A 20,938-nucleotide genomic window follows, 5' to 3' on the forward strand; every position below is an offset into this window, starting at 1 on the left:
ATAAAAATTTGTCATAAATGGTGATCATATGGAGAATTTCATTCAAAAGTTAGAAGGGTCTTTATATAAAGGATTTATTAATCAAAAACATAATCATCCTGGAATATATAAGCCTAAATTATTAGTAAACAATACGAAGAAAAATGAAAATGTTTTAAGCTCATTGCTGGAAGAGCTTGAAAATAGTACAGCCTTTATTTTTTCGGTGGCTTTTATTACGGAAAGTGGGCTAGCGACTTTAAAGTCACATTTCCTTGATCTTAAACAAAAAGGGATTAAAGGACGTATATTAACATCTACATTTTTAAATTTTAATACACCAAAAGTGTTTAGAGAATTAATGAAACTTGAAAATGTAGAAGTAAGATTAACAAACTTATCTGGTTTTCATTCAAAGGGGTACATATTTGATAATAAAACACATTGTTCATTAATTGTCGGTAGTTCAAATCTGACTGCGCATGCTTTGAAGGTAAACTATGAATGGAACGTCAAGTTAACATCGCATGAAGATGGAGAGATAGTACAGCATTTTAAAAAACAATTTGAAGAAGTCTGGGGAAATTCCCAAATTTTAACTGAAGAGTTGATTGCAAATTACGAAACAATATATGAACAAGTTGCAGAAAATAAGTTGCTAGATCGAGTTATAGAATTACCTGGTCAATATCATAATGCAATTGAAGAAGCGTTGAAAATTACGCCAAATAAAATGCAACAAGCTGCATTAAAAGAAATACAAGCTATTCGAGACGCTGGAGAAGCAAAAGGCTTAGTCATTTCCGCAACAGGAACGGGGAAGACATATCTTTCAGCATTTGATGTTAGAAATTTTGCACCTAAACGGATGCTGTTTATTGTTCACCGAGAGCAAATATTAAATAAAGCAAAATCAGATTTTCAAAAGGTTCTTGGCGGAGCCGATGAGGATTTTGGGATTTTATCAGGATCAAATAAGCAAGTGCATGCTAAATATTTATTTGCGACGATCCAAACTATTTCAAAAGAGGCCACTTTACACCAATTTGATCCTGAGCTATTCGATTATATTTTAATAGATGAAGTTCATAAAGCTGGTGCTAGTTCTTATCATAGGGTTATTGATTATTTTAAACCGAAATTTTTAATGGGAATGACTGCTACACCTGAACGTACAGACAACTTTAATATTTATGAGCTATTTGACTACAATATTGCTTATGAAATTCGTTTGCAAGAAGCACTTGAAGAAGATATGCTTTGTCCTTTTCATTATTTCGGAGTTACTGATTTTGAATATAATGGTGAAAAGATAGATGACACAACTGCTTTATCTAAACTTGTTACGGAAGAGCGAGTGGATCATGTAGTTGAAAAAGTAAAATACTATGGTTATTCTGGTGAGAAAGTAACAGGATTAATGTTTTGCAGCCGAAAAGATGAGGCAGAACAATTATCATATGCCTTAAATAATAGAGGTTTTCGCACATTTGCATTAACCGGTGATCATTCCCAAGAGGAAAGAGAACTGCGAGTGAATCAATTAGAAAATGGCATACTGGATTATATTCTAACGGTAGATATTTTTAATGAAGGAATTGATATTCCAAGTGTGAACCAAGTTGTTATGTTGAGACAAACTCAATCAAGTATTATCTTTATACAGCAACTGGGGCGTGGACTTCGAAAACACGACTCGAAAGATTTTGTTACAATCATTGATTTTATTGGAAATTATAAAAACAACTATTTAATTCCAATCGCCCTTTCAGGAGATAGATCACAAAATAAAGACAATATACGTAGATATACAAATGATACGAGTTATATTAAAGGTATTTCAACAGTTAACTTTGAAGAGATAGCGAAAAAGCAAATTTTTAAAGCGATTAATAATAGTAATTTAACAGCAATGAAAGTATTAAAGGAAGCTTTTGCTGAGTTGAAAAATAGAATAGGAAGAACTCCATATCTATATGACTTTATAGTAAACCATTCTATTGATCCAGTTGTACTGGCAGAAGGATATTCGAACTATTATCAGTTCTTATTGAAAATGAAAGAAGATGTCCCTGCCTTAACAGAGTACGAAAATAAAGTTTTAACGATGTTTTCATTGGAAGTATTGAATGGAAAACGTAAAAACGAAATTGTTTTATTAGAATTGTTACTAAAGCAAGAAAAAGTTGATAAAGATGAGTATATAAAGCAACTTGAAGAATCTAATTGCTTAACAGATGATGATACGATTACTTCTGTACAACGAATTTTTGAATTAGAATTTTTCTTGCAAAACAGCCAAAAGAAATATGGAGAAAAGCCAATTCTCTCTTTACAGGACGATAAGGCGTATATGTTTAATGATTCTATCCGAAAAAGCTTAGAACAAAATGAATACTTTAAGCGTATGGTTATGGACATTATTAAAAGTGCAAGGGAAAAGAGCAAAAACTATGAGTGTGATAGTAACCTTACTGTATATAAAAAATACTCAAGAAAAGATGTTTGTAAACTTTTAAATTGGCATAATGATGAGAGCTCAACTATGTATGGTTATAAGACAAAGTACTATACTTGTCCAATATTTATCACATACCATAAAAATGATGAGGTAGAATCCAGTGTGGACTATGGTGATGAATTCCTTAATCAAGATGTTCTTAAATGGTATACAAGAAGTAATAGAACATTAAAATCAAAGGAAGTTCAAACAATTATTGATGCTAAAGAAAATAATATTGACGTCCATATTTTTGTGAAAAAAGATGATGACGAGGGAAGCGACTTTTACTATTTAGGAAAAGCGAGACCTGATAAAGCAAGTGTAGAACAAACTGAAATGCAAGATAAAAATGGAAAAGAACTACCGGTTGTTACGATGAACATGATTATGGAGAAATCGATGGATAATAAGCTTTATGATTATTTAAAGGATGGTAATGTTTTGTAGGTAGAGTAAGTTTTTAATACCAGCATGTCCTTAAAATGATTAAAGAGCAGTAGTAAATAAGGCTGTATCAAAATGGCATCGGGGGATGCTTGCTTTTGATATGGCCTTATTTATTAGAAAATAAAAAGAGGATATGACGATGATTAGAGAGCATTATTAGTGAATTAGAACGATATTTACAAATTCCAAACAGGAGTGCTTACTAAGCTGGTGGTTGTAAATCTTGCTCCTTTAGAAGTGTTGCACCTTTCGCATAATAATTGGAAATTTGAAGCGTCATTACTACCGTATACATCTAGCGGGATAATGTGGTCGAGATGTATAGTATTCTGTGTTCTTACTAAATTAGAAAGGTCACATCGACAAATTGATATGTTCCCTTTAAGGTAGACAGATTAAAAAATAAAAACTTGTCTACCTTAAAGTTTTTTTCTATGTCAAAAACCCATACTCTATGAAGTTTAAAAAGGAAGTGTTACTTGCTTATAAAACAGGAGAACGTATACTCCAATAAATCTGTTCAAAGTATAAAATTAAGATAGGATCGTTAAAAGAATGGATGCAGCGATGTGAAAGGATATAAGGAAGGGAAATCCAACTCATCATGATGTTCCAGTTACCGTGAAAGAATTTCTCCATTTAATACAGGAGATAACAAACTATTTTGATACACCTCAAAGCGATATAGAGGATATCATCAAAAAATTCTGAACTCCATTATTCGAATTCCCATGCCAACCTACAACAAACTAATCCGAAACAAAATCCCACAAATAATAAAAACCAATGGAAAAACACCCATAACAAGAATTCTACCCGAAGACGAATACATAAAAGAACTTTGAAAAAAAACACAAGAAGAACTAACCGAATACCTAGAAGTAAAAACAAAACCCTACAAACTCGAAGAACTATCAAACCTCCTAAAACTAATAAACCCCCTAACCAAACACGAAGGCACAACACTAAAAGAAATCAACAACATCCGCAAAAAGAAGGCAGAAGAAAGAGGTGGCTTCTCAGATCGAGTCTTCCTAATCGAAGTAACCGATAACTAACCCCTCCTAAGCCCCTTACAAGCCCCTACCAAGTAATAAATCACTAAGAAAAAACACAACAAAAACAAAAACAACAACAAACACCGTAGTAGGCGTCGAAAAAAATTTTGAAATAACACGCCAAAAACCTGGCCCTCCTTTCTATATATAGTACAAAGAGGGATTTTTCATTTTTGAATGGAGACAGGAGGAATTAGGATGGCGGTGTATCGTAATGTGCAGGTGAATTTTTGGCAGGATGATTTTGTATTGGATTTGACGCCGGAGGAGCGGTATTTTTATATTTATTTGTTAACTTGTTCGAAGACGACGCAGTGTGGGATTTTTCCTTTTCCGAAGCGGTTAGCTGAGATGGAGACGGGTTATAACCGGGAGACTGTTGATAAGCTTTTGCAGCGCTTCATTGATTATGGAAAGATCCTTTATGATGTGGAGACGCGGGAGTTATTCATTTTAAATTGGCTTCGTTATAATCCTGTGACGAATACGAATGTGGAGAAGTGTGTGCTCCGTGAGCTGAAGGGTGTGAAGAATAAGGAGTTTGTACATATGTTTCTTCAGAAGTGTGCGGAGGAGGAGCTGAATGTTCCGATGCTTTTAGCACATTTCGGTATGCCTAGTGATATGGATATGGATGATGTTAATCCAGTTTGCGAGGAAACAGTGGAAGAAGAGGGGATAGAGAAGGAAACGGGAAGTAAGGTGTTCACGTTTTATGAGCAACATTTTGGTAGTTTGTCTCCGTATACGGTAGAGGAATTGAATGCGTGGATGAATGATTTGTCAGAGGAGCTTGTGCTGAAGGCCCTTCAAATTTCGTATGAGAATAAAAATCGGAAGATGGCTTATGTGAAGGGGATTTTGAGGGGATGGCACGGGAAAGGATTTACGAAAGTGTCTGAGGTTGAGGCGGATACGGAAAGGTTTCGAAAGAAGGAGTCGTCTGTTAGTAGCGGAGAGACGGAGAATTTTTTGGCGAAGTGTGAGGAGTGGGAGAAGAATAAGCCGTCAGAGGAAGAGTTGCAGCGCTTTTTAGCGGAACGCGGGTGGCGGCCATGAGTATTCAAAATGTAGAGGCGGAAAAGACGGTGCTAGGTTCTTTATTACTTGATGGAGAGCTTATTAAGGAGTGCCGTTTGACGGAGCACTATTTTTCTATGCCCGTGCACAAGTCTATATTTCAGTTAATGCGAAAAATGGAAGAGGAGGGGCAACCGATTGATCTTGTGACGTTCATTTCTAGAGTAGATCCGAATTTTTTGAAGGGGATCGGGGGAATGGAGTATTTTATAGGATTAATGGATGGTGTGCCTGCGACTAGTAACTTTTCTTATTATGAGGGGCTTGTTCGAGGTGCCTGGAAAATGTATCAGGCGGGTGTTCTCGGGCACAAGATGGGAGAGCGTCTTATTGCGGAGAAGAATGAGAAAGTTATTGGTGAGACGATTACGGCACTTTGTGAGTTAGAGGAAAAGGACTGCGTATGTGAGTTTGATTTGAAGGATGCGTTAGTTGGTTTGTATGAAGAGCTTCATCAAGATGTGAAAGAAATTACAGGTATTGAGACTGGTTATACATCGCTAAATAAGATGACGTGCGGATTGCAGGAAGGTGATTTTATTGTCCTTGGTGCGCGCCCTTCTATGGGAAAGACTGCGTTTGCGTTAAATGTTGGACTGCATGCGGCGAAGTCTGGAGCGGCGGTTGGATTGTTTTCGTTAGAGATGAGTAGTAAGCAATTGTTAAAAAGGATGGCTTCTTGTGTAGGTGAAGTGTCAGGAGGCAGGCTGAAAAATCCGAAGCATCGTTTTGCGATGGAAGATTGGGAGAAGGTAAGTAAGGCGTTTGCGGAGATTGGTGAGTTGCCATTTGAGATTTACGACAATGCAGGTGTTACGGTACAAGATATTTGGATGCAAACTCGTAAGTTAAAGAGGAAGCACGGTGATAAAAAGATTTTAATTATTGTAGATTATTTGCAGCTTATTACGGGCGATCCGAAGCATAAGGGCAATCGATTTCAAGAGATTAGTGAGATTTCTCGTAAGCTTAAGTTATTAGCACGTGATTTAAATGTTTGTGTAGTAGCGCTGTCGCAATTATCTCGTTCTGTAGAGTCACGGCAAGATAAGCGTCCGCTTTTATCTGATTTAAGAGAGACGGGACAAATTGAGCAAGATGCGGATGTGATTATGCTTATGTATCGTGAGGATTATTACGATAAGGAAACGATGCAGAAAGAGATGACGGAGATTCATGTGGCAAAGCATCGGAATGGGCCTGTGGGGAGTTTTAAGCTGAGGTTTTTGAAGGAGTTTGGGCGGTTTGTGGAGAGGGAGAAGTAGTGAGAGGAAGGTGTTTTGAAAATAGCATGTGCATGTGAACGAAAGTTGTAACGCTAATTTTATAAGTTATATAATAAAGAAAATGGTAACTAATAGTTAAGGGGGATTAGCTATTGGCAGGGAATGATATTTCTTATCATAATAAAGATATTCTGATGAAGTTTTTAAGTGAATGTTATAGGGATAAAGGGCTTGAAGCATATGGGTTAAAAGGTTATCCAAGAATAAAAGAATTGTTGCTAAATGAATTTTCGAGAGTTCGTGCAGATCAAAGGCGCTCAGATACTTTATTTGAAATGGAAGATGGTTCAATTTTAATGTTAGAGTATTGAAAGTAATACCCGTTTCCTCGAAAACCATTTGAAGTATATGGATTATGGGAATCAAATTATGTATCGTTACTATAATAAGAGGAAAGAGTTACCGGATATTCAAATCGTAGTTATTTATACAAGTGAGGTAATGAATCCTATAGAAGAAATAGATGTATGTAGTATACGTTTAAATTCTAAAGCGGTTTTACTAAATGAATACAATGGTGATGCCATTCTTCAAAAGATTATTAGAAAAATGGAAGAAGGAAAATCTTTGACGGATGAAGAAACCATGAAATTAATACTTGTACCACTTATGCATAGTAGAGAGAAAAGACAAATTTTAATTGAAAAAACGATAGAAGTAGCAAAGTGTATCTCCGATGAGCAAGAACAAATTCAAGTTATTGCTGGGATTCTTGTAGCTACAGATAAATTTATTGATGAAGACTACGCGAAAAAGGTAAAGGAGTGGTTACGGATGACAAAAGTAGGTCGTTTATATGAACAAGAGAAGCAAGAAGAAATTGATAAAGCACTTTCGGCAGCTGGAATGCTTTTTAAAGGAATGAGTGTAGAAGAAATAGCTAAAAAATTAGATGTAACAATTGAAAAGGTGAAAGAGTGGGAGAAGCGTTTATCTCATTAATCGCTGCATTAATGGGAATATTTTGCAAAGGGAAAATGGCAGTGTCTGTATAAATTTATATAAAAATAGCCGACTATTATGTAATAGTTGGCTATTTTTATAAGGAGAAGTTGTTAGGTTTAATACGCAAACTTTTTGATTTGCTCTTCAATATACTCCTTATTTCCCCATAAAGAAAGATCTTCTCTCCGCAGTGATCCATTGCTGCAAGTCATCTTGGCTACGTCGGACAAGTCGATTCACTAAAACATCATGCCATACGTAATCCTCTAATAAGTATATATGAACGGGGTCATCTGTATAAAAAGCAATATTACGCTCTTCAAGTGATGGTCCATAAATCATCTCTTTAGAATCTATCGATAAAATAAACCAATGTTCTGTAGACAAGGTTTCTGTATAAGGTGTTATGCGATGGGCTTCTAGATTTTTAATTGGATTTTCAACATGCAGGGTAATACCTTGTATTGTAACTTTATCAGCTACTTCAGATAGATCTTCTTTTAACGCTTCATACATCTCATCCCACATTGAAATGACAATACGTCGTTCTGCTTTTTTTATTAATGCCTGACAATAGCTAATGATTGTTTGATTGTCTTTTAAAGTAATCACTCGATTATCCGTTTTTTCCTCGGAAGTTTCTAGTTTTTTTAATGAATCACTCATTCCTTCATAAGTAGACTGCCATTCTGTTTGCGCCTTCTGTAAAAAGATTTCAACAGGTAGAGGTGAATAGCGAGTGGTGTCATTTATTTCTTCCTTCATGACAATTCCTTTTTCTACAAGGTTACCTAAAATCTCATAAATTCGCGCTCTTGGGACACCCGAATCTTTACTCACTTGGTAGGCTGTGACAGGCCCTTGTTTAACAAGAGATACATAAGATTTAGCTTCATATTCATTGAAACCAATTTTTTTAAGCTGTTGCACTATGTAGTCCACTTTTTTCGTCCTCCGATGTTTGCTTTTATATTTCAACGTTACAATAACTGTTTACATTTAGCAAATTGATAGTTACTATTACAATAGTGACTAAAGGGGGAGGCTACTCGTATGGATTTTTATTTAGACCCATCTGTATTAATGATTTTGATTGTTTTTGGATTTGTAGCTGCATTTATTGATTCAGTTGTAGGTGGTGGTGGACTCATTGCCTTACCAGCTTTATTATTTACAGGATTGAATCCAGCAAGTGCAGTAGCCACGAATAAATTAGCATCGACAATGGGAAGTGCAACTAGTAATATTGTGTTTTATCGTTCTGGTAATCTTGATTTGAAATCGGCGTTTAAATTATTTCCAATCACTTTCATAGGTTCCATAATAGGGGCATGGACCGTTCATTTAATGAACCCAGAAGTACTGAAGCCATTGATGCTGGTAATGCTTGGTGCAGTCGCTATTTATACGATATTCAAAAAGGATTGGGGTAGTATTTCTACTCATAAGAAATTATCTGGTCGACACGTCATTATTTTTACCTTTTTTATTTTTGCTATTGGTTTTTATGATGGATTTCTAGGTCCTGGAACAGGTTCGTTTTTAATGTTTTCTCTTTTATTTATTGGGTATGATTTTTTAAAAGCAGCAGGTACGGCGAAGTTTCTTAATTTAGGAAGTAACGTTGGTGCATTGTTGATGTTTATGTATGTAGGACAAGTAAACTATGTGTATGGCTTCATAATGGGGATTGCTCAAATTGCTGGAGGGATTGTTGGCTCCAAATTCGCTATAAAAAAAGGAAGCGGGTATGTTCGTGCTCTTTTCATTACAGTAACTTGTTTATTGTTAGCGAAAAATCTGTATGACTATATTCAGTAAGTAATTAAAGAACGTAGAAAAGGTTAAATACGCAGATTACATAAAATATAAGAAGACACTAGGGAGAAAATTCCTTTTAACGTTTTTTAGATGCTACCTTATTTGAAGATAGCATCTAAAAAGAAAATCTAATTGAAGAGAATGAAAATAATATAAACTCATATTTTTCTATGTAAAACTTCATTTGTTTTGTTTACATAATATCTTTACAATCATTTGATAAAATATATGTAACTGCATATTGTGAGGGTGGGTGGTTATCCCTTCTTTCCATTTGGAAGGAAAGGGGGTGATAATATGGAGTTTTTGTTTGACCTTGTAAAAGAATTTGTAAAAGCGACTGTACGTGAAGTTTCAGCGTATTTTTTGCGGAAGCAACTTCTGGGTAAGGACAACAAAAAACCCACTCCGCGCCGACCAAAGCAAAAGGGTGGGTTTCGTAAAAATAATAACGTATAATAACCACCACCCTATACGGTAGCAGTTAAGGAAGAGATGTTAGCGCATCTCTTCTTTTTATTATATGCCAATTTATTCGCTGTTACACTTATATAGTATTCTACGGAAAATATATCATATTCCTATTTTGTGGTCAATTTGATCCCGCTTTAACGGGCAGTAAGACCCCCACCTCAAAATTCAGTGGAAGCAAAGAAGTTAGGTGGGGGTCGGGCTGTCCGTAAAAGTCCGATTGGTGAGGGCTGATTAAAGTTTCACTTTATTGCATGATTGAAAAGGTGTAGTCTTATTTCTTTTCAAACTGAAAAATATCCCGATTAATAAGTTGATGGAGATACCTATCCATTTCAGCAGCAGAAACTTTTCTTTCACTTTTAAACCACCATGCGCTTAATGAGGTGATTGCCCCTGAATAAAATTCAATGATTAAATCATTGGGCATCGTATGATTTTTGTGCAGTTGATTTAACGCTTCTATTTCTTGTTTTCTCGTTTCGTGACTTAAATGCTGTGTTCGGTTAATAAATTGTTCATCAGACATTTGCGTTTCTAATATTTTACCGATTTCTTCATGGTGTAGAAATTGTTCCATTACTTGAAATGGTTTACTTAATCGATCTGAAACCGGTATTTCAGCAATCATCTTGCTATATCGTTTAAATCCAAATGCTAATAAAGCATCTTTATCTTCGAAGTGTTTATAAAAGGTTGTTCGGTGTACCATTGCGCGGTCACATATTTGGTTAATCGTAATCGTACTATATTTCTGTTTTGATTGCGTCATTAATTCAAATAAGGAATCCCACAGTAATTTATGTGTACGTCTAATACGTAAATCAAGTTGTTTTTCATTATCATTCATCTACAATTCTCCTTTTTTGTAGATTAAATATACAGTGGCTGAAAATTGATTCTCCCTTTTTAATCTACATATGTATATTATATTACATGTGTTCTGGTGTATTTAAAGTTTTTTAAGTAAGAAACAGGAGGAGAATCTGTAAATGAATATGACAACTAAGAGCCCTACAAGTGGCAAAGTTGATACTTCTAATTTGAAACATACCCCCATTTTAATTGCATTACTTTTAGGTGCAATGGTTGCATTATTAAATGAAACATTACTTGGAAATGCGTTAACGGTATTAATGAAAGAATTTGACGTAACGGCTTCAACGATTCAATGGCTTTCTACAGCATACATGTTAGTAGTTGGGGTTTTAGTACCAATTACAGCATTACTTCAGCAATGGCTCACAACGAGACAAATGTTTTTGATCGCTATGGTAACGTTTTTAGTCGGTACATTAATTGCAGGATTCGCACCGACATTTTCCGTTTTATTAATTGGCCGTATCGTCCAAGCTGTAGCGACGGGGTTAATTACACCGTTATTAATGAATACGATTTTAATCATTTGTCCACCTGAAAAACGTGGTGCGACAATGGGATTAATCGCACTCGTGATGATGGCAGCTCCGGCAATTGGCCCTACATTATCTGGAGTAATTGTGGATTCATTAAATTGGCGCTGGTTATTCTATATTGTTATTCCTATCGTGATCATTTCCATTATGATTGGGATGAAGTACATTCAAAATGTTTCAGAGTTAACAAGGCCAAAAGTAGATTACCCATCTATCCTTTTATCGACATTAGGATTTGGCGGGCTTGTGTATAGCTTTAGTGCATCGGGTGATTTAGGATGGTCCGATGCAAAAGTGTATGGCACTTTAATTGTTGGGCTTATCTCATTATGTATTTTTGCCGTTCGACAATTGAAAATTGAGAATCCAATTTTAGAATTACGAGCATTTAAAGTTCCGATGTTTACATTATCAGTTGGATTAATTGTCATTGTGATGATGTCGTTATTTTCAACGATGACTTTATTACCGATGTTCCTGCAAACTGTTTTACTCGTTACAGCTTTTAAATCAGGAATTATCATGCTTCCGGGAAGTGTTATTAGCGCCATAATGGGACCAATCGCAGGTAAACTATTTGATAAATTTAGTCCGAAAGTTATTATCGTTCCCGGCATTGTCTTAGTAGGGATAGCAATGTTCTTATTTAAAGGCATTACTCCTGATACATCAATGGTACAAATTATTGTCATGCATAGCGTATTAATGGTTGGACTCATGTTTGTCATGACAGCACAAACATACGGTTTAAATCAATTAACACCAGATTTATATCCGCACGGAACAGCACTATTTAGTACGTTGCAACAAGTAGCTGGTGCAATTGGTACAGCTATCTTTATTTCGAAAATGTCTTCAGGAGCAACTAAGTATATGGAAAGCTCCGCAAATCCACTGGATCCAGTAGAGAAGTTAAACGGTTTAACGTCAGGGTTCCAAGGTGCATTTGCACTTGGGTTAATCTTTATTATTGTTGCATTTATCGTATCGTTATTCTTAAAAGAAGAGAAAGAAGGAGTAAAGGCAGCGAGGATTTTACAGAACGAACATTAAGGTTTATATAAAAAAGACATCTTTCCCTAGAAAAGATGTCTTTTTTATATTTGTTTCGTAACACTTGTTTTGGGTGTCTTTATACATAAGAATTGGTATGTACAATAATTATCCTTTTTGAGAATAAGGATGCAAAGCCGTACTAATAACTAAAAGTCCAATAATGAGAGAAAGTGTTCTTATAATAAGTTCTGCCACTAATAGTTCACCAAATGATTTAGTGACATCGTATATAGATCCTGTTATGAGAATAGGTGCGATCATGATTATAATTCCAATTATTATTTGAAGAAGTAGATTGATGTTTTTATTCAAGACAATCACCTCCAAAAAATAGGGAATGAGAATATGATTTTTTTGTATTATAAAATGATTATATCGTATTACATTAGACGATGAGAATATTTTTAAATAGTAGAAATTAGAGACTCTTCAATAAAAAGGAATTAAATATGGTATTATTTAGTTAAGATATTTAAACGAAGACAGGGGAAATGAAGATGGACAAGAAGCTAACGTATTGGCTAGCATCTATTATAGGGGTAGTAGTACTTGCAACTGGTATGACTTATGGAATATTACAGTTTGCTGAAGTCCCAATGGGGAGTGAGGACCATGTTTTTGCAGAGGTTAATAAAGAAGACATACTATCGAATGAAGCAGAAGTGAAAGGTTCAAATGCACAACTTCACATTACAGTAACTTCTACTGAAGAAGAAGTTATTTCAGCTATGCATAGCATGACTCATCAAAAAGTAAAAGCGTGTGAAGGAAAGGGAGCAACCCCTATGTCCAAAAAGAATGCAGAGAAAGTAAGAAATATTCTAAACGGAAACAATTTCAAGAACAAAGAAGAGCTATTAGCAATTACTGAAAGATGGGCAAATAGAGATTTTAGTAAAATTGTAGAAGAACATAACTATTTTATTAAACTTCAAGGTGGCGTGATAGGTGAAGCTACAGTGATGGATAAGGTAGACGAGCAAGTATTCTGTCTCAATACTTTCGGTGATGATGTAACGGCCGCATTAATTAAATCAGGAGATCTTCAAGCGCTATAAGGTGTTTTTTCTTTGATATAAAGAAAGCCTCAAGTATTCATATACTTGAGGCTTTTCCAATTGAAAGTTAGGAATGATCCGAATTCTTTACATTAAGAACAAAGTGGAATTACTCCTAAACCAATTAATAAAGCTGCAGCAACTGCTGGAATTGGTACAGGAATTTGAATACCTTCTACAAACAAGAAATACTGACCACTTACTATTTTAAAACAAACTAATTGCATGGCTATTCCTCCCTTCTTTTAGAATTAATACATTATATTAACTTATCTATTTATTGTTATAGTTAAATTATTCATTTTTAAAAATATAGTTAATATGTGAATAGTTTTCGAAAGGACCTGCTCAATCAATGCGGAAAAACATAAGATGAAACGAATCCATTAAAATACATGAGTGAACCTTAGTTTTCCCTTCTTATCTAAAGGAGGAACTATTATGGGTTATGGTGGTAGTTGTGGCGGTTGTGGCTTTTCTGGAGGCTTTGCTTTATTAGTTGTGTTATTCATTTTATTAATCATCGTTGGAGCTTCTTGCTTCTGCTAAAAACTATTGGAAAAGACACTCATATGGAGTGTCTTTTCTTTCGTGCAAAATGATTCCTGATAATATCCAACTGTATATAGTATACGGTATATTTTTTCCTCATTAGACATATAAAAATGTTGGAGGGATGTTATGAAACTAGTAGGGAAGCACATTTATATTCGGCTTTATAAAACTGCTGATGCTAACGAGTTAGCTAACTTACATATTAGAAATCGCGAATTTTTTCAACGAGTTTGCCCGTTGCTCCCAGAAGTTTTTTATACAGAAGAACATCAAAAAATACGTCTTGAACAAGCTCTAAAAAAGACAGCTGAAGGGCAAGTATACCCTTTCGGAATCTTTTTAAGAGAAAATGATAAACTGATTGGAGACATTTCATTAACTCAAATTGTTAGGGGAGACCTCCAAAGCTGTTATACGGGATTTACTTTAGATAAGGAGCATAATGCAAAGGGCTATACAACAGAGGCTCTTCAACTTGTTGTAGATTTTGCTTTTAGGGAATTAAAGTTACATAGAATTGAAGCAGGAGCGATGCTTGATAATTTAGCATCTATTCGTGTATTAGAAAAAGTGGGATTTAAAAAAGAAGGTATAGCGAAAGAAAATATAAGGATTAATGGCAAATGGACAGATCATCAAATATTAGCTATCATCAACAGCTTGGATGTGTAAGCTTATTTTGATTCCAATAAAGATAATTATGTAAAGGGCTGTCTATATCGACAGCTTATTATATTTTTTGCTTAGCGTGATTTTTTCGGAATGCTGGCGGCACCCCATCGCTATCAGGTTAAGGAAAACGTTCCTCACCAAAATGATAAAAATAAATTTCCTTAGTATAAAACACAAAGAATTTTTAGCTTGATGTGTATGTGTTGATATCCATAAAATAAAAAAGCACTCAACTGAGTGCCCTCTATATACCTAATAATTGTTTTTTCTTAGCTTGGAATTCTTCTTCAGTAATAATACCTTGGTCTAACAACTCTTTATACTTTAATATTTCGTCAGCACCACTTGTAGTTGCAGCCACTTGTGTTTGCCCCTTATTTGACAATATTCCTTCTATGTATGTTTTGATTTCTTCAGCCATTTTTTGCTCTTTTTTTACAAACATAACTGTATTTTCATCTTTTGTAGCTGCAAATACTCCACCTTTGCTTTCTTTACTCCCCATAAAAATAAATTGGATATATCCACTAGTAAATCCAGCCTGCTTCATTTGTACCCCAGTTAACGTATTGATATCAATTGTCTTTTCGCCATCTAAACCATGATTCATAAGGTTTACAAAGCCTTTTCTTTTTATGCGGATAAAATTCCCATCAATAGTAATTGTAGACTTTCCAGCACTTTTAAATTCATATACTTTATTCACTATAAATCCTCCCCAAAAATATATAAGAACATAGTATATTATAACTGTATTTCTATATTTTGTATTATAATTTATGAGAAGTTTATGAATCTAATAAAATATAAATTTAAAAAACCTCCGTATACATCTAAAGGGAGTTTTTACACTAACAACATTAACATCAAGAGATACAAAAACTTTCTTACTTGAGGATGTTTTCAAAGTATTACTGTCTCAAATGCTACTACAGCTAACGCTTTACTGATTCCATTATTTATCCAACAAACAACATATATTTGTTGTGATAAATCAAATTCATATTACTGTGAGAATAGTGACTATGGTTAGTATTAGTTATTAAAGAGAGCTTTGGCTCTTTTTTTATTTTCTTTCGACATAATATGACAATATACGAATTAATAGTTTGGTATTATTATCTAGAAATCTTACATTTATCTACAAATTATTATTGTATTTTTAATTTTTTAAATGTAAAATATTTCAATGTAAATACATACCATTTAGGGGGATAAAGAAATTTATGAAAAAATTATTAGCTTCAGCAACAGCGGTAACACTATTAACAGTGGGGTACAGTTCTTCTGCATTTGCAGCTAAGAGTCCTAATGATACAAAAAACTGTGGCCATTTTAAAAGTCAACAAGATGCTCAAGCATTCTGGGATCAAAATGGATATGGTGTTGGAAATGATCCACACCGTTTAGATAATGATAAAGACGGCATTCCATGTGAAGATTATAAATATCCAAAGAGCACAAATACTACAACAGAAAATAAAGAAACTACTAAACCTCAAGAACAACCTAAACAAGAAAACACTAAACAGGAAAACACTAAACAAGAACCTGTTAAACAAGAAAACACTAAGCAAGAGAATTCAAAACAAAACAACCAAACAACAAATAATAAACAAGAACAAACTAAGCCTCAAACAACTGCAAAAGAAACAAAGAAAAATACTAATACAGTTGTGAAAAAAGAAACGAAAAAACAAGGTGAAAAATTACCTAATACAGCATCAAACGGTGTTACAATGATGTTAGCAAGCTTAGGATTAGCATTAGCTGGTTCTGTATTAATGTTCCGTCGTAAAAAGACAAACGCATAAAATAGTTCCTTAAAACGGCAGGAGAAATCCTGTCGTTTTCAAATGGAGTGATAAAAGTGAATAAAAAACAATGGATAGGCTTATGTTTAACTGTTATTGGACTTACTATCTTTTCCTATTATTTTCTAGAATGGTATAGTGCTAGACAATCAGCAGAGTCGTTAACAACTAACGAGGCTAAACAATATGAGACCTCCACACCTTCTAAAGAAAATGAAACGCAAAAAATCAATCAAACAGAGATAGAGACAGAGACAAAGATTGACACTTCATTACAATCTGAAGAACCTGTACAAATTCCTGCTTCAAAGGTAAACCATCAGTTAGGAGATAAAGTAGCATATTTAATTATCCCTAAAATACAAAAGAAATACTCTGTATATTGGGGAGCTGATGATAAAGTACTAAAAAAGGGTGTAGGTATGTTTGTTAGTGACTTAACTACTACACCATCTGGAAATGGTCATACAGTTTTAAGTGGACATAGAGATACTGTTTTTACCGAGCTTGGTCAATTAAAGGAAAATGACCAACTTATCGTGGAATATGAAAATAAAACATATACATATGAAATTAAAAAGCATTGGATAACAGATTCAGAAGATCGAACAGTTATTGTAGAAAAAAGTGAGTCAACATTAACATTAACAACTTGTTATCCTTTTGACTATATAGGAGACGCTCCAGATCGGTACATAATTGAAGCATCTCTACTTTCCATTCATTGAGGATGGAAAGTCCAATACACATTAGTAAAATTAAAGTGTTTATCCAGTCGGAGAAAGGCACCTTAAGGGTGTCTTTTTTTATGTAAATAAGCTGCTCATACGGAAAGCTTATTATGGTTTTTGGCTTAGCGTGATTTTTTCGGAAAGCTGGCGGCACCCCATCGCTATCAACCTAACAGAGCAGGTTGCTCCCAGAAGTTTTTTATACAGAATAACATCAAAAAATACGTCTTGAACAAGCGTTAAAAAAGAAAGCTGAAGGGCAAGTATATCCTTTTGGAGTCTTTTTAAGAGAAAATGATACAATGAAGATAATATTAGGAAATTATGGGGATGATTACGTTGCTTACTTTGATAAAATTTGTAGTTAGTTATGCTGCAAGTCTGTTTGCTTTTATTTTTGGATGGTTCTTAATTTCATATATTTTTAATCCTAGCTTTATTCACCCGGACGTTTTACATGGATTCATAAAAACTATCGTCACTTATGGTAGTATACCAGCTCTCATAGCTTGTTTACTTGGGGAAGTTTTATATAGGAAAATTAAACGATGTCGAGAGTTTCAATTTGGAATTCCTTTATTTATAGGACTAGCATTTATCTATACACTTATACCATTTCTTTTTCTTTTTACTTTTACTTTTTCACATTTCTTTGACTTCGCTGCACCTGTCATTATGGGGTCCGTAGCTTTTTATTTAGTGCGTAGAAAAATATAATTATAATAGATATGTCTGAATCACTAGTTTCAAAAATCCTTCACGCAATGATGATTGCATGAAGGATTTTGATGTTTTCTTATTTTTTTGTCTCGTTGATCCATGTAATAATGTCCTGGATGACGTACTCGGGAACATTAGCAGGGATTTCGTATTCACTAGGAAGACTTAATTCACCGCCACCTTCCATGAAGAAATGATTCAATTTCGGGTATTTTTTGAACTGAACATTTCCGCGGTTTGAAAGTCCTTCTTGCCATTTTGTATATTCATCTTTTACTGTTACTTGGTAATCGCGTGCTCCTTGCAGAATGAGTAAAGGCTCTTTTCGTAATTTTGCCTCTTCAACTGGACGCCACCTAGAAACATCATACATAAAATGAGGTGACCCAAAATTGTAGTCAGCTGGAGGACGGTCAGGATTGAAAGTAGGATCCTGAATAAAAGCAACCTGTCTTTTTAGTTCAGTGATTTCTTCCTTTGACGCCCCAAGGTATTCATACTGATCAATGGCAATGTCAGTCAAAGGGCGTGCAGGTGGTGCGAGTAAGATACTTCCTCGGACAAGTGAGGAAGGCGCTTTGCTCAGTATACGTGGCATTGTACCAGCTCCTAGACTATGTCCAAGAATGAAAATATTATTTGGATCAATGCCTTCCTGCTGCGCTGCTGATTTTGCTGCAAATATAGCATCATCTGTAGTATCACGGTCTAACGTACCAGGTTCTGTACTCATCTTTAATGCGTGTTCTAAGGTGCGTTTTTCATAGCGCAACACTGCAATTCCGTTGGATGAAAGGCCCACCGCAATGTCTCGTAAGATTTTTGTTCCCATATATGTGCTATCGCGATCATGGATGCCAGCACCATGAACAAGAACAACTACGGGCAGCTTTTCACCACGCTTATGTTTCGGAACTGTTAATGTCGCTGGTAACGGATAGGTAGAATTTCCAATGACGATTTCACGTTCTTGATAGGAGTCAGGTTGATCATAGCTAGGATGCGGGATGGTATAAGATTCCTCGGGTGGCCTTTCGCCAATTTCATCTACTTTCCCGCCAGGTGTGAATTTAAGGAGTAGCGGTATGGTAGTTCCTTCGGTAGCTGCTGGAATTTCCACCGTCTGATGGACCAAGTTTCGTTCTTTTATCACGGGGATTCCCATGCTTTTTATCCCGCTCCAGCCACTTTGTGTCCACCAGTTTTGTAATGTGGTTGCTGTAAACTTGGATTGAAAAGCAGCAGACGTCAACTGTAGTGCCTCTGCATACTTACCTTTCTGGAGATATTCAAAAAATAATGATGTACGCTCCGTTAAAGAGACTAGTTTCTTTTCAGCAGATTGTTCCTCGCTTGTATCTGCGTGAATAGTTGTTGTAAGCGAGAAAGATGAAATGCCTAAAGAAAAGAGTAGGATAAAGGTAAGTGCTAATCTTTGTATTTTCTTTTTTTAATCATGTTTTAACCTCCAATATGTGATGGCAAAAAACAAGTATGGTAATTAGAATTCTGGTGCGAAAACTTCAAAATATTTGCAAGCAATCTCCAAAACTTGGACATACTAATATTATTATTCTAAAAAAATGTAGATTTCTTCTCTTGTTACATGCATATTAATCGCAGAAATAATCTTTTTTCCTTCACTTTCTATTTTGATTATAGAAAACAAAGCTCTCGTTTTTCTTACTTGATACTTACAAATTCCTTAAGCAGGGGATATTTTAAAATCTTAGCTTGATGGATATGTGACGGTACTCCTATGTTAAGAGATAGCTTAAGGACCGAGGATTATATTGTTTTTATAAAGAGTTGATGTTATGTTTGTTTTGTAACATATGGTGTTTTATGTATGTAGGAGGATTTATTGAAGAAATTATTAATATTGTTTTTATTAGCTACATTTTGTCTACAGATTACAGGATGTTCTAATAATATGGGTGCACTAAGGGAGAAGTCTAAAACTTCAACACTTGTGAAGTCTAAACGCATCAACAAAGGGTGGTACAAACATATGTAATAGTTTGTATCACCCTTTGTTGATGATAGAAGTTATAAGGCAAAATTAATTAGGTTGATAGTAGATATTTTCCATAAAGAAAAGACACCCATATCAGAGTGTCCTTTCTAATAGTTTTTTAGCAGAAGCAACTGCATCCGATAATGATTAATAGTATAAAGAGTACAACAAGTAAAGCAAATCCACCAGCAAAACCACAGCCTTCTCCGCAACTACCACCATAGCCCATAATAGTTTCTCCTTTAGGTAAGAGGATAAAACTAAGGTTCATTCGTGTATTTTAACGGGTTCACTTTACCTTATGTTTTTAAGAATGAATGGAGCAGGTTCTTTTTTATTTTATCGAAAGTAAACTTTTAGCCAGTAGTTTATTTTCATACTATTGATTTTTATGCGTATTTGGTGAAAAATCAAGGAGCTGCAAAAAAATACTATACCGAAATTTAGTTCGGTATAGTAACGTGCATATAAAAGATCCCACTTTGCTATATCCCCAAAAAGAGTCATAAAAATCTATGTTTTTTTAATTCAGTTGCAAACTACAAAACTTCTTTTTAAAGAAATGTATGTACATACAAATTATATTTTATTCCATAACTCTCTAACTTTTGTTCACGATAGTCTGATATTGAAAAAATATAATATTTGGTACGACATCACTTTGTTTTTTTATAAAGTTTTGTAATTAAACTATAATATTGTATTTTTTTTGTATTATTGAAATTAGTAATAATAAAATGTATTATTGAAAAGCACAATTTATAATTCAAGTAATCAGGACTATGTGTCTATTATAATTTGAACATTCAGAAATTATAATATTGTCTAAAAATGAGGTGAGATTCATAGAAACAGTAAATATTAAATGGTATGGAATGTATAGTATAAATGATTTTTATAATAGGGAAGAAGCTTCTAAGAAGGGGATATTTGCAATCTCTAGAGTATGTGCTAAGAATGTAACATTGCTATATATAGGACAAACCAAAAGAAGCTTTATACAAAAGATAAGGGAACTTAATAAGGAGTGGCCTTTCGATGAGAGCGAATTAAAGATTACATTAGGAATAATAGAATTTCCTAGTGGTGAAATTTACTCTGAAAAGAAGGTAAAAGAGATAAAATCCCTTTTGATTTTACGACATACCCCATTAGAAAACGAAACATCTTTATTATACTATAGAGGGAAATTTAATTTAAAAATTATAAATAAGGGAAGAAGAGGTTTAATTGTTAAAAAGCTTTCTACAGGAGATCTAATGTGGACATAATTGGAATCACCTTTGAATAAAATTGAAGGTTTCTTAAGT

21 protein-coding genes and 4 pseudogenes are annotated in these 20,938 nt (G+C 34.4%); 17 read left to right on the forward strand and 8 right to left on the reverse strand.

All coding sequences use genetic code 11. The features are described 5' to 3' along the window. Positions 1 to 28: 28 nt before the first annotated feature. Positions 29 to 2,929 (forward strand): DUF3427 domain-containing protein, encoded by a 2,901-nt coding sequence (locus tag NZ044_RS05030; RefSeq protein WP_074789482.1) that lies wholly within the window; start codon positions 29 to 31, stop codon positions 2,927 to 2,929. 176 nt (positions 2,930 to 3,105) lie between these two features. On the opposite strand, the gene NZ044_RS05035 is transcribed toward NZ044_RS05030, so the two are convergent. After that, positions 3,106 to 3,303, reverse strand: a complete 198-nt coding sequence (locus tag NZ044_RS05035) for an HNH endonuclease (RefSeq protein ID WP_080018653.1) — start codon at positions 3,301 to 3,303, stop codon at positions 3,106 to 3,108. Between the two features lie 217 nt (positions 3,304 to 3,520). Between NZ044_RS05035 and NZ044_RS30805 the strand changes: the two are divergent. From NZ044_RS30805 to NZ044_RS05055, 5 genes and pseudogenes are all read left to right on the forward strand, one after another. Further along, positions 3,521 to 3,637, forward strand: a pseudogene (locus NZ044_RS30805) (MerR family transcriptional regulator); the annotation flags it as partial. Positions 3,638 to 3,660: 23 nt separating this feature from the next. Further along, positions 3,661 to 3,987: pseudogene (locus NZ044_RS05040) on the forward strand (nucleoside triphosphate pyrophosphohydrolase). A 198-nt stretch (positions 3,988 to 4,185) separates the two neighbouring features. Beyond that, positions 4,186 to 5,046 carry a DnaD domain-containing protein gene (locus tag NZ044_RS05045; protein ID WP_086390190.1) on the forward strand — a complete coding sequence of 287 codons (861 nt, stop codon included), beginning with the start codon at positions 4,186 to 4,188 and terminating at the stop codon, positions 5,044 to 5,046. Further along, positions 5,043 to 6,332: a replicative DNA helicase gene (gene dnaB / locus NZ044_RS05050; RefSeq protein ID WP_118961912.1), complete on the forward strand. Its 1,290-nt coding sequence runs from the start codon at positions 5,043 to 5,045 to the stop codon at positions 6,330 to 6,332. Before NZ044_RS05045 ends, dnaB begins: the two co-directional genes overlap by 4 nt. A gap of 113 nt (positions 6,333 to 6,445) precedes the next feature. Beyond that, positions 6,446 to 7,295 (forward strand): annotated as a pseudogene (locus NZ044_RS05055) (transcriptional regulator). Between the two features lie 159 nt (positions 7,296 to 7,454). Here the strand turns inward: NZ044_RS05055 and NZ044_RS05060 are convergent. Beyond that, on the reverse strand, positions 7,455 to 8,240 hold the full coding sequence (locus NZ044_RS05060) for a TrmB family transcriptional regulator (protein ID WP_000384626.1): 786 nt from the start codon (positions 8,238 to 8,240) through the stop codon (positions 7,455 to 7,457). 111 nt (positions 8,241 to 8,351) lie between these two features. Between NZ044_RS05060 and NZ044_RS05065 the strand changes: the two genes are divergently transcribed. Together NZ044_RS05065 and NZ044_RS05070 are read left to right on the forward strand one after the other, a co-directional pair. Further along, entirely contained in the window at positions 8,352 to 9,119 is a 768-nt protein-coding gene (locus NZ044_RS05065) for a TSUP family transporter (protein ID WP_000348451.1), read from the forward strand. A gap of 297 nt (positions 9,120 to 9,416) precedes the next feature. Next, entirely contained in the window at positions 9,417 to 9,578 is a 162-nt protein-coding gene (locus tag NZ044_RS05070) for a hypothetical protein (protein WP_172583214.1), read from the forward strand. Between the two features lie 286 nt (positions 9,579 to 9,864). On the opposite strand, the gene NZ044_RS05075 is transcribed toward NZ044_RS05070, so the two are convergent. Next, positions 9,865 to 10,440 carry a TetR/AcrR family transcriptional regulator gene (locus NZ044_RS05075; RefSeq protein ID WP_098506560.1) on the reverse strand — a complete coding sequence of 192 codons (576 nt, stop codon included), beginning with the start codon at positions 10,438 to 10,440 and terminating at the stop codon, positions 9,865 to 9,867. 142 nt (positions 10,441 to 10,582) lie between these two features. On the opposite strand from NZ044_RS05075, the gene NZ044_RS05080 reads away from it, so the two are divergent. Then, positions 10,583 to 12,058: an MDR family MFS transporter gene (locus NZ044_RS05080; protein WP_098506559.1), complete on the forward strand. Its 1,476-nt coding sequence runs from the start codon at positions 10,583 to 10,585 to the stop codon at positions 12,056 to 12,058. A 108-nt stretch (positions 12,059 to 12,166) separates the two neighbouring features. Here NZ044_RS05080 and NZ044_RS05085 read toward each other — a convergent pair whose 3' ends face one another. After that, positions 12,167 to 12,373 carry a hypothetical protein gene (locus tag NZ044_RS05085; protein ID WP_098506558.1) on the reverse strand — a complete coding sequence of 69 codons (207 nt, stop codon included), beginning with the start codon at positions 12,371 to 12,373 and terminating at the stop codon, positions 12,167 to 12,169. Positions 12,374 to 12,558: 185 nt separating this feature from the next. Here NZ044_RS05085 and NZ044_RS05090 point away from each other — a divergent pair, with 185 nt between their 5' ends. Beyond that, positions 12,559 to 13,119 carry a PRK06770 family protein gene (locus NZ044_RS05090; RefSeq protein WP_000358712.1) on the forward strand — a complete coding sequence of 187 codons (561 nt, stop codon included), beginning with the start codon at positions 12,559 to 12,561 and terminating at the stop codon, positions 13,117 to 13,119. Positions 13,120 to 13,211: 92 nt separating this feature from the next. On the opposite strand, the gene NZ044_RS05095 is transcribed toward NZ044_RS05090, so the two are convergent. Then, the gene (locus tag NZ044_RS05095) at positions 13,212 to 13,346 is read right to left on the reverse strand and encodes a hypothetical protein (RefSeq protein WP_001177693.1); all 135 of its coding nucleotides are present in this window, start codon (positions 13,344 to 13,346) and stop codon (positions 13,212 to 13,214) included. 214 nt (positions 13,347 to 13,560) lie between these two features. On the opposite strand from NZ044_RS05095, the gene NZ044_RS05100 reads away from it, so the two are divergent. After that, on the forward strand, positions 13,561 to 13,668 hold the full coding sequence (locus NZ044_RS05100) for a YjcZ family sporulation protein (RefSeq protein WP_000540375.1): 108 nt from the start codon (positions 13,561 to 13,563) through the stop codon (positions 13,666 to 13,668). A 132-nt stretch (positions 13,669 to 13,800) separates the two neighbouring features. Continuing rightward, complete coding sequence (locus tag NZ044_RS05105; RefSeq protein WP_044783246.1) at positions 13,801 to 14,346, forward strand: GNAT family N-acetyltransferase; 546 nt, start codon at positions 13,801 to 13,803, stop codon at positions 14,344 to 14,346. Positions 14,347 to 14,590: 244 nt separating this feature from the next. Here NZ044_RS05105 and NZ044_RS05110 read toward each other — a convergent pair whose 3' ends face one another. After that, complete coding sequence (locus tag NZ044_RS05110; RefSeq protein WP_001045577.1) at positions 14,591 to 15,052, reverse strand: DUF4429 domain-containing protein; 462 nt, start codon at positions 15,050 to 15,052, stop codon at positions 14,591 to 14,593. A gap of 520 nt (positions 15,053 to 15,572) precedes the next feature. Here NZ044_RS05110 and NZ044_RS05115 point away from each other — a divergent pair. From NZ044_RS05115 to NZ044_RS05130, 4 genes and pseudogenes are all read left to right on the forward strand, one after another. Continuing rightward, positions 15,573 to 16,160, forward strand: coding sequence for an excalibur calcium-binding domain-containing protein (locus NZ044_RS05115; protein ID WP_000734536.1), 588 nt, complete (start codon positions 15,573 to 15,575; stop codon positions 16,158 to 16,160). Positions 16,161 to 16,216: 56 nt separating this feature from the next. After that, the gene (locus tag NZ044_RS05120) at positions 16,217 to 16,888 is read left to right on the forward strand and encodes a class D sortase (RefSeq protein ID WP_001036099.1); all 672 of its coding nucleotides are present in this window, start codon (positions 16,217 to 16,219) and stop codon (positions 16,886 to 16,888) included. Positions 16,889 to 17,073: 185 nt separating this feature from the next. Further along, positions 17,074 to 17,196: pseudogene (locus tag NZ044_RS05125) on the forward strand (GNAT family N-acetyltransferase); the annotation flags it as partial. Positions 17,197 to 17,215: 19 nt separating this feature from the next. After that, a complete protein-coding gene (locus NZ044_RS05130; protein WP_229145400.1) occupies positions 17,216 to 17,608 on the forward strand; it encodes a hypothetical protein in 393 nt (130 codons plus the stop codon). A 79-nt stretch (positions 17,609 to 17,687) separates the two neighbouring features. Here NZ044_RS05130 and NZ044_RS05135 read toward each other — a convergent pair whose 3' ends face one another. Together NZ044_RS05135 and NZ044_RS05140 are read right to left on the reverse strand one after the other, a co-directional pair. Further along, positions 17,688 to 19,052, reverse strand: a complete 1,365-nt coding sequence (locus tag NZ044_RS05135; protein WP_118961913.1) for an alpha/beta hydrolase family protein — start codon at positions 19,050 to 19,052, stop codon at positions 17,688 to 17,690. 694 nt (positions 19,053 to 19,746) lie between these two features. Further along, on the reverse strand, positions 19,747 to 19,857 hold the full coding sequence (locus NZ044_RS05140) for a YjcZ family sporulation protein (protein WP_000540371.1): 111 nt from the start codon (positions 19,855 to 19,857) through the stop codon (positions 19,747 to 19,749). A 607-nt stretch (positions 19,858 to 20,464) separates the two neighbouring features. On the opposite strand from NZ044_RS05140, the gene NZ044_RS05145 reads away from it, so the two are divergent. Beyond that, the gene (locus tag NZ044_RS05145; RefSeq protein ID WP_002162905.1) at positions 20,465 to 20,899 is read left to right on the forward strand and encodes a hypothetical protein; all 435 of its coding nucleotides are present in this window, start codon (positions 20,465 to 20,467) and stop codon (positions 20,897 to 20,899) included. Positions 20,900 to 20,938 lie beyond the last annotated feature (39 nt).

Source organism: Bacillus sp. FSL K6-1338, from assembly GCF_038006965.1.
GTDB classification, from domain to species: domain Bacteria; phylum Bacillota; class Bacilli; order Bacillales; family Bacillaceae_G; genus Bacillus_A; species Bacillus_A thuringiensis_S.

Excerpts from the sequence above, each read along its gene's own strand:
- NZ044_RS05030 (WP_074789482.1), top strand. The coding sequence starts at position 29 with ATGGAGAATTTCATTCAAAAGTTAGAAGGGTCTTTATATAAAGGATTT.
- NZ044_RS05045 (WP_086390190.1), top strand. The coding sequence starts at position 4,186 with ATGGCGGTGTATCGTAATGTGCAGGTGAATTTTTGGCAGGATGATTTT.
- dnaB (WP_118961912.1), top strand. The coding sequence starts at position 5,043 with ATGAGTATTCAAAATGTAGAGGCGGAAAAGACGGTGCTAGGTTCTTTA.
- NZ044_RS05065 (WP_000348451.1), top strand. The coding sequence starts at position 8,352 with ATGGATTTTTATTTAGACCCATCTGTATTAATGATTTTGATTGTTTTT.
- NZ044_RS05070 (WP_172583214.1), top strand. The coding sequence starts at position 9,417 with ATGGAGTTTTTGTTTGACCTTGTAAAAGAATTTGTAAAAGCGACTGTA.
- NZ044_RS05075 (WP_098506560.1), bottom strand. The coding sequence starts at position 10,440 with ATGAATGATAATGAAAAACAACTTGATTTACGTATTAGACGTACACAT.
- NZ044_RS05080 (WP_098506559.1), top strand. The coding sequence starts at position 10,583 with ATGAATATGACAACTAAGAGCCCTACAAGTGGCAAAGTTGATACTTCT.
- NZ044_RS05090 (WP_000358712.1), top strand. The coding sequence starts at position 12,559 with ATGGACAAGAAGCTAACGTATTGGCTAGCATCTATTATAGGGGTAGTA.
- NZ044_RS05095 (WP_001177693.1), bottom strand. The coding sequence starts at position 13,346 with ATGCAATTAGTTTGTTTTAAAATAGTAAGTGGTCAGTATTTCTTGTTT.
- NZ044_RS05100 (WP_000540375.1), top strand. The coding sequence starts at position 13,561 with ATGGGTTATGGTGGTAGTTGTGGCGGTTGTGGCTTTTCTGGAGGCTTT.
- NZ044_RS05105 (WP_044783246.1), top strand. The coding sequence starts at position 13,801 with ATGAAACTAGTAGGGAAGCACATTTATATTCGGCTTTATAAAACTGCT.
- NZ044_RS05115 (WP_000734536.1), top strand. The coding sequence starts at position 15,573 with ATGAAAAAATTATTAGCTTCAGCAACAGCGGTAACACTATTAACAGTG.
- NZ044_RS05130 (WP_229145400.1), top strand. The coding sequence starts at position 17,216 with ATGGGGATGATTACGTTGCTTACTTTGATAAAATTTGTAGTTAGTTAT.
- NZ044_RS05140 (WP_000540371.1), bottom strand. The coding sequence starts at position 19,857 with ATGGGCTATGGTGGTAGTTGCGGAGAAGGCTGTGGTTTTGCTGGTGGA.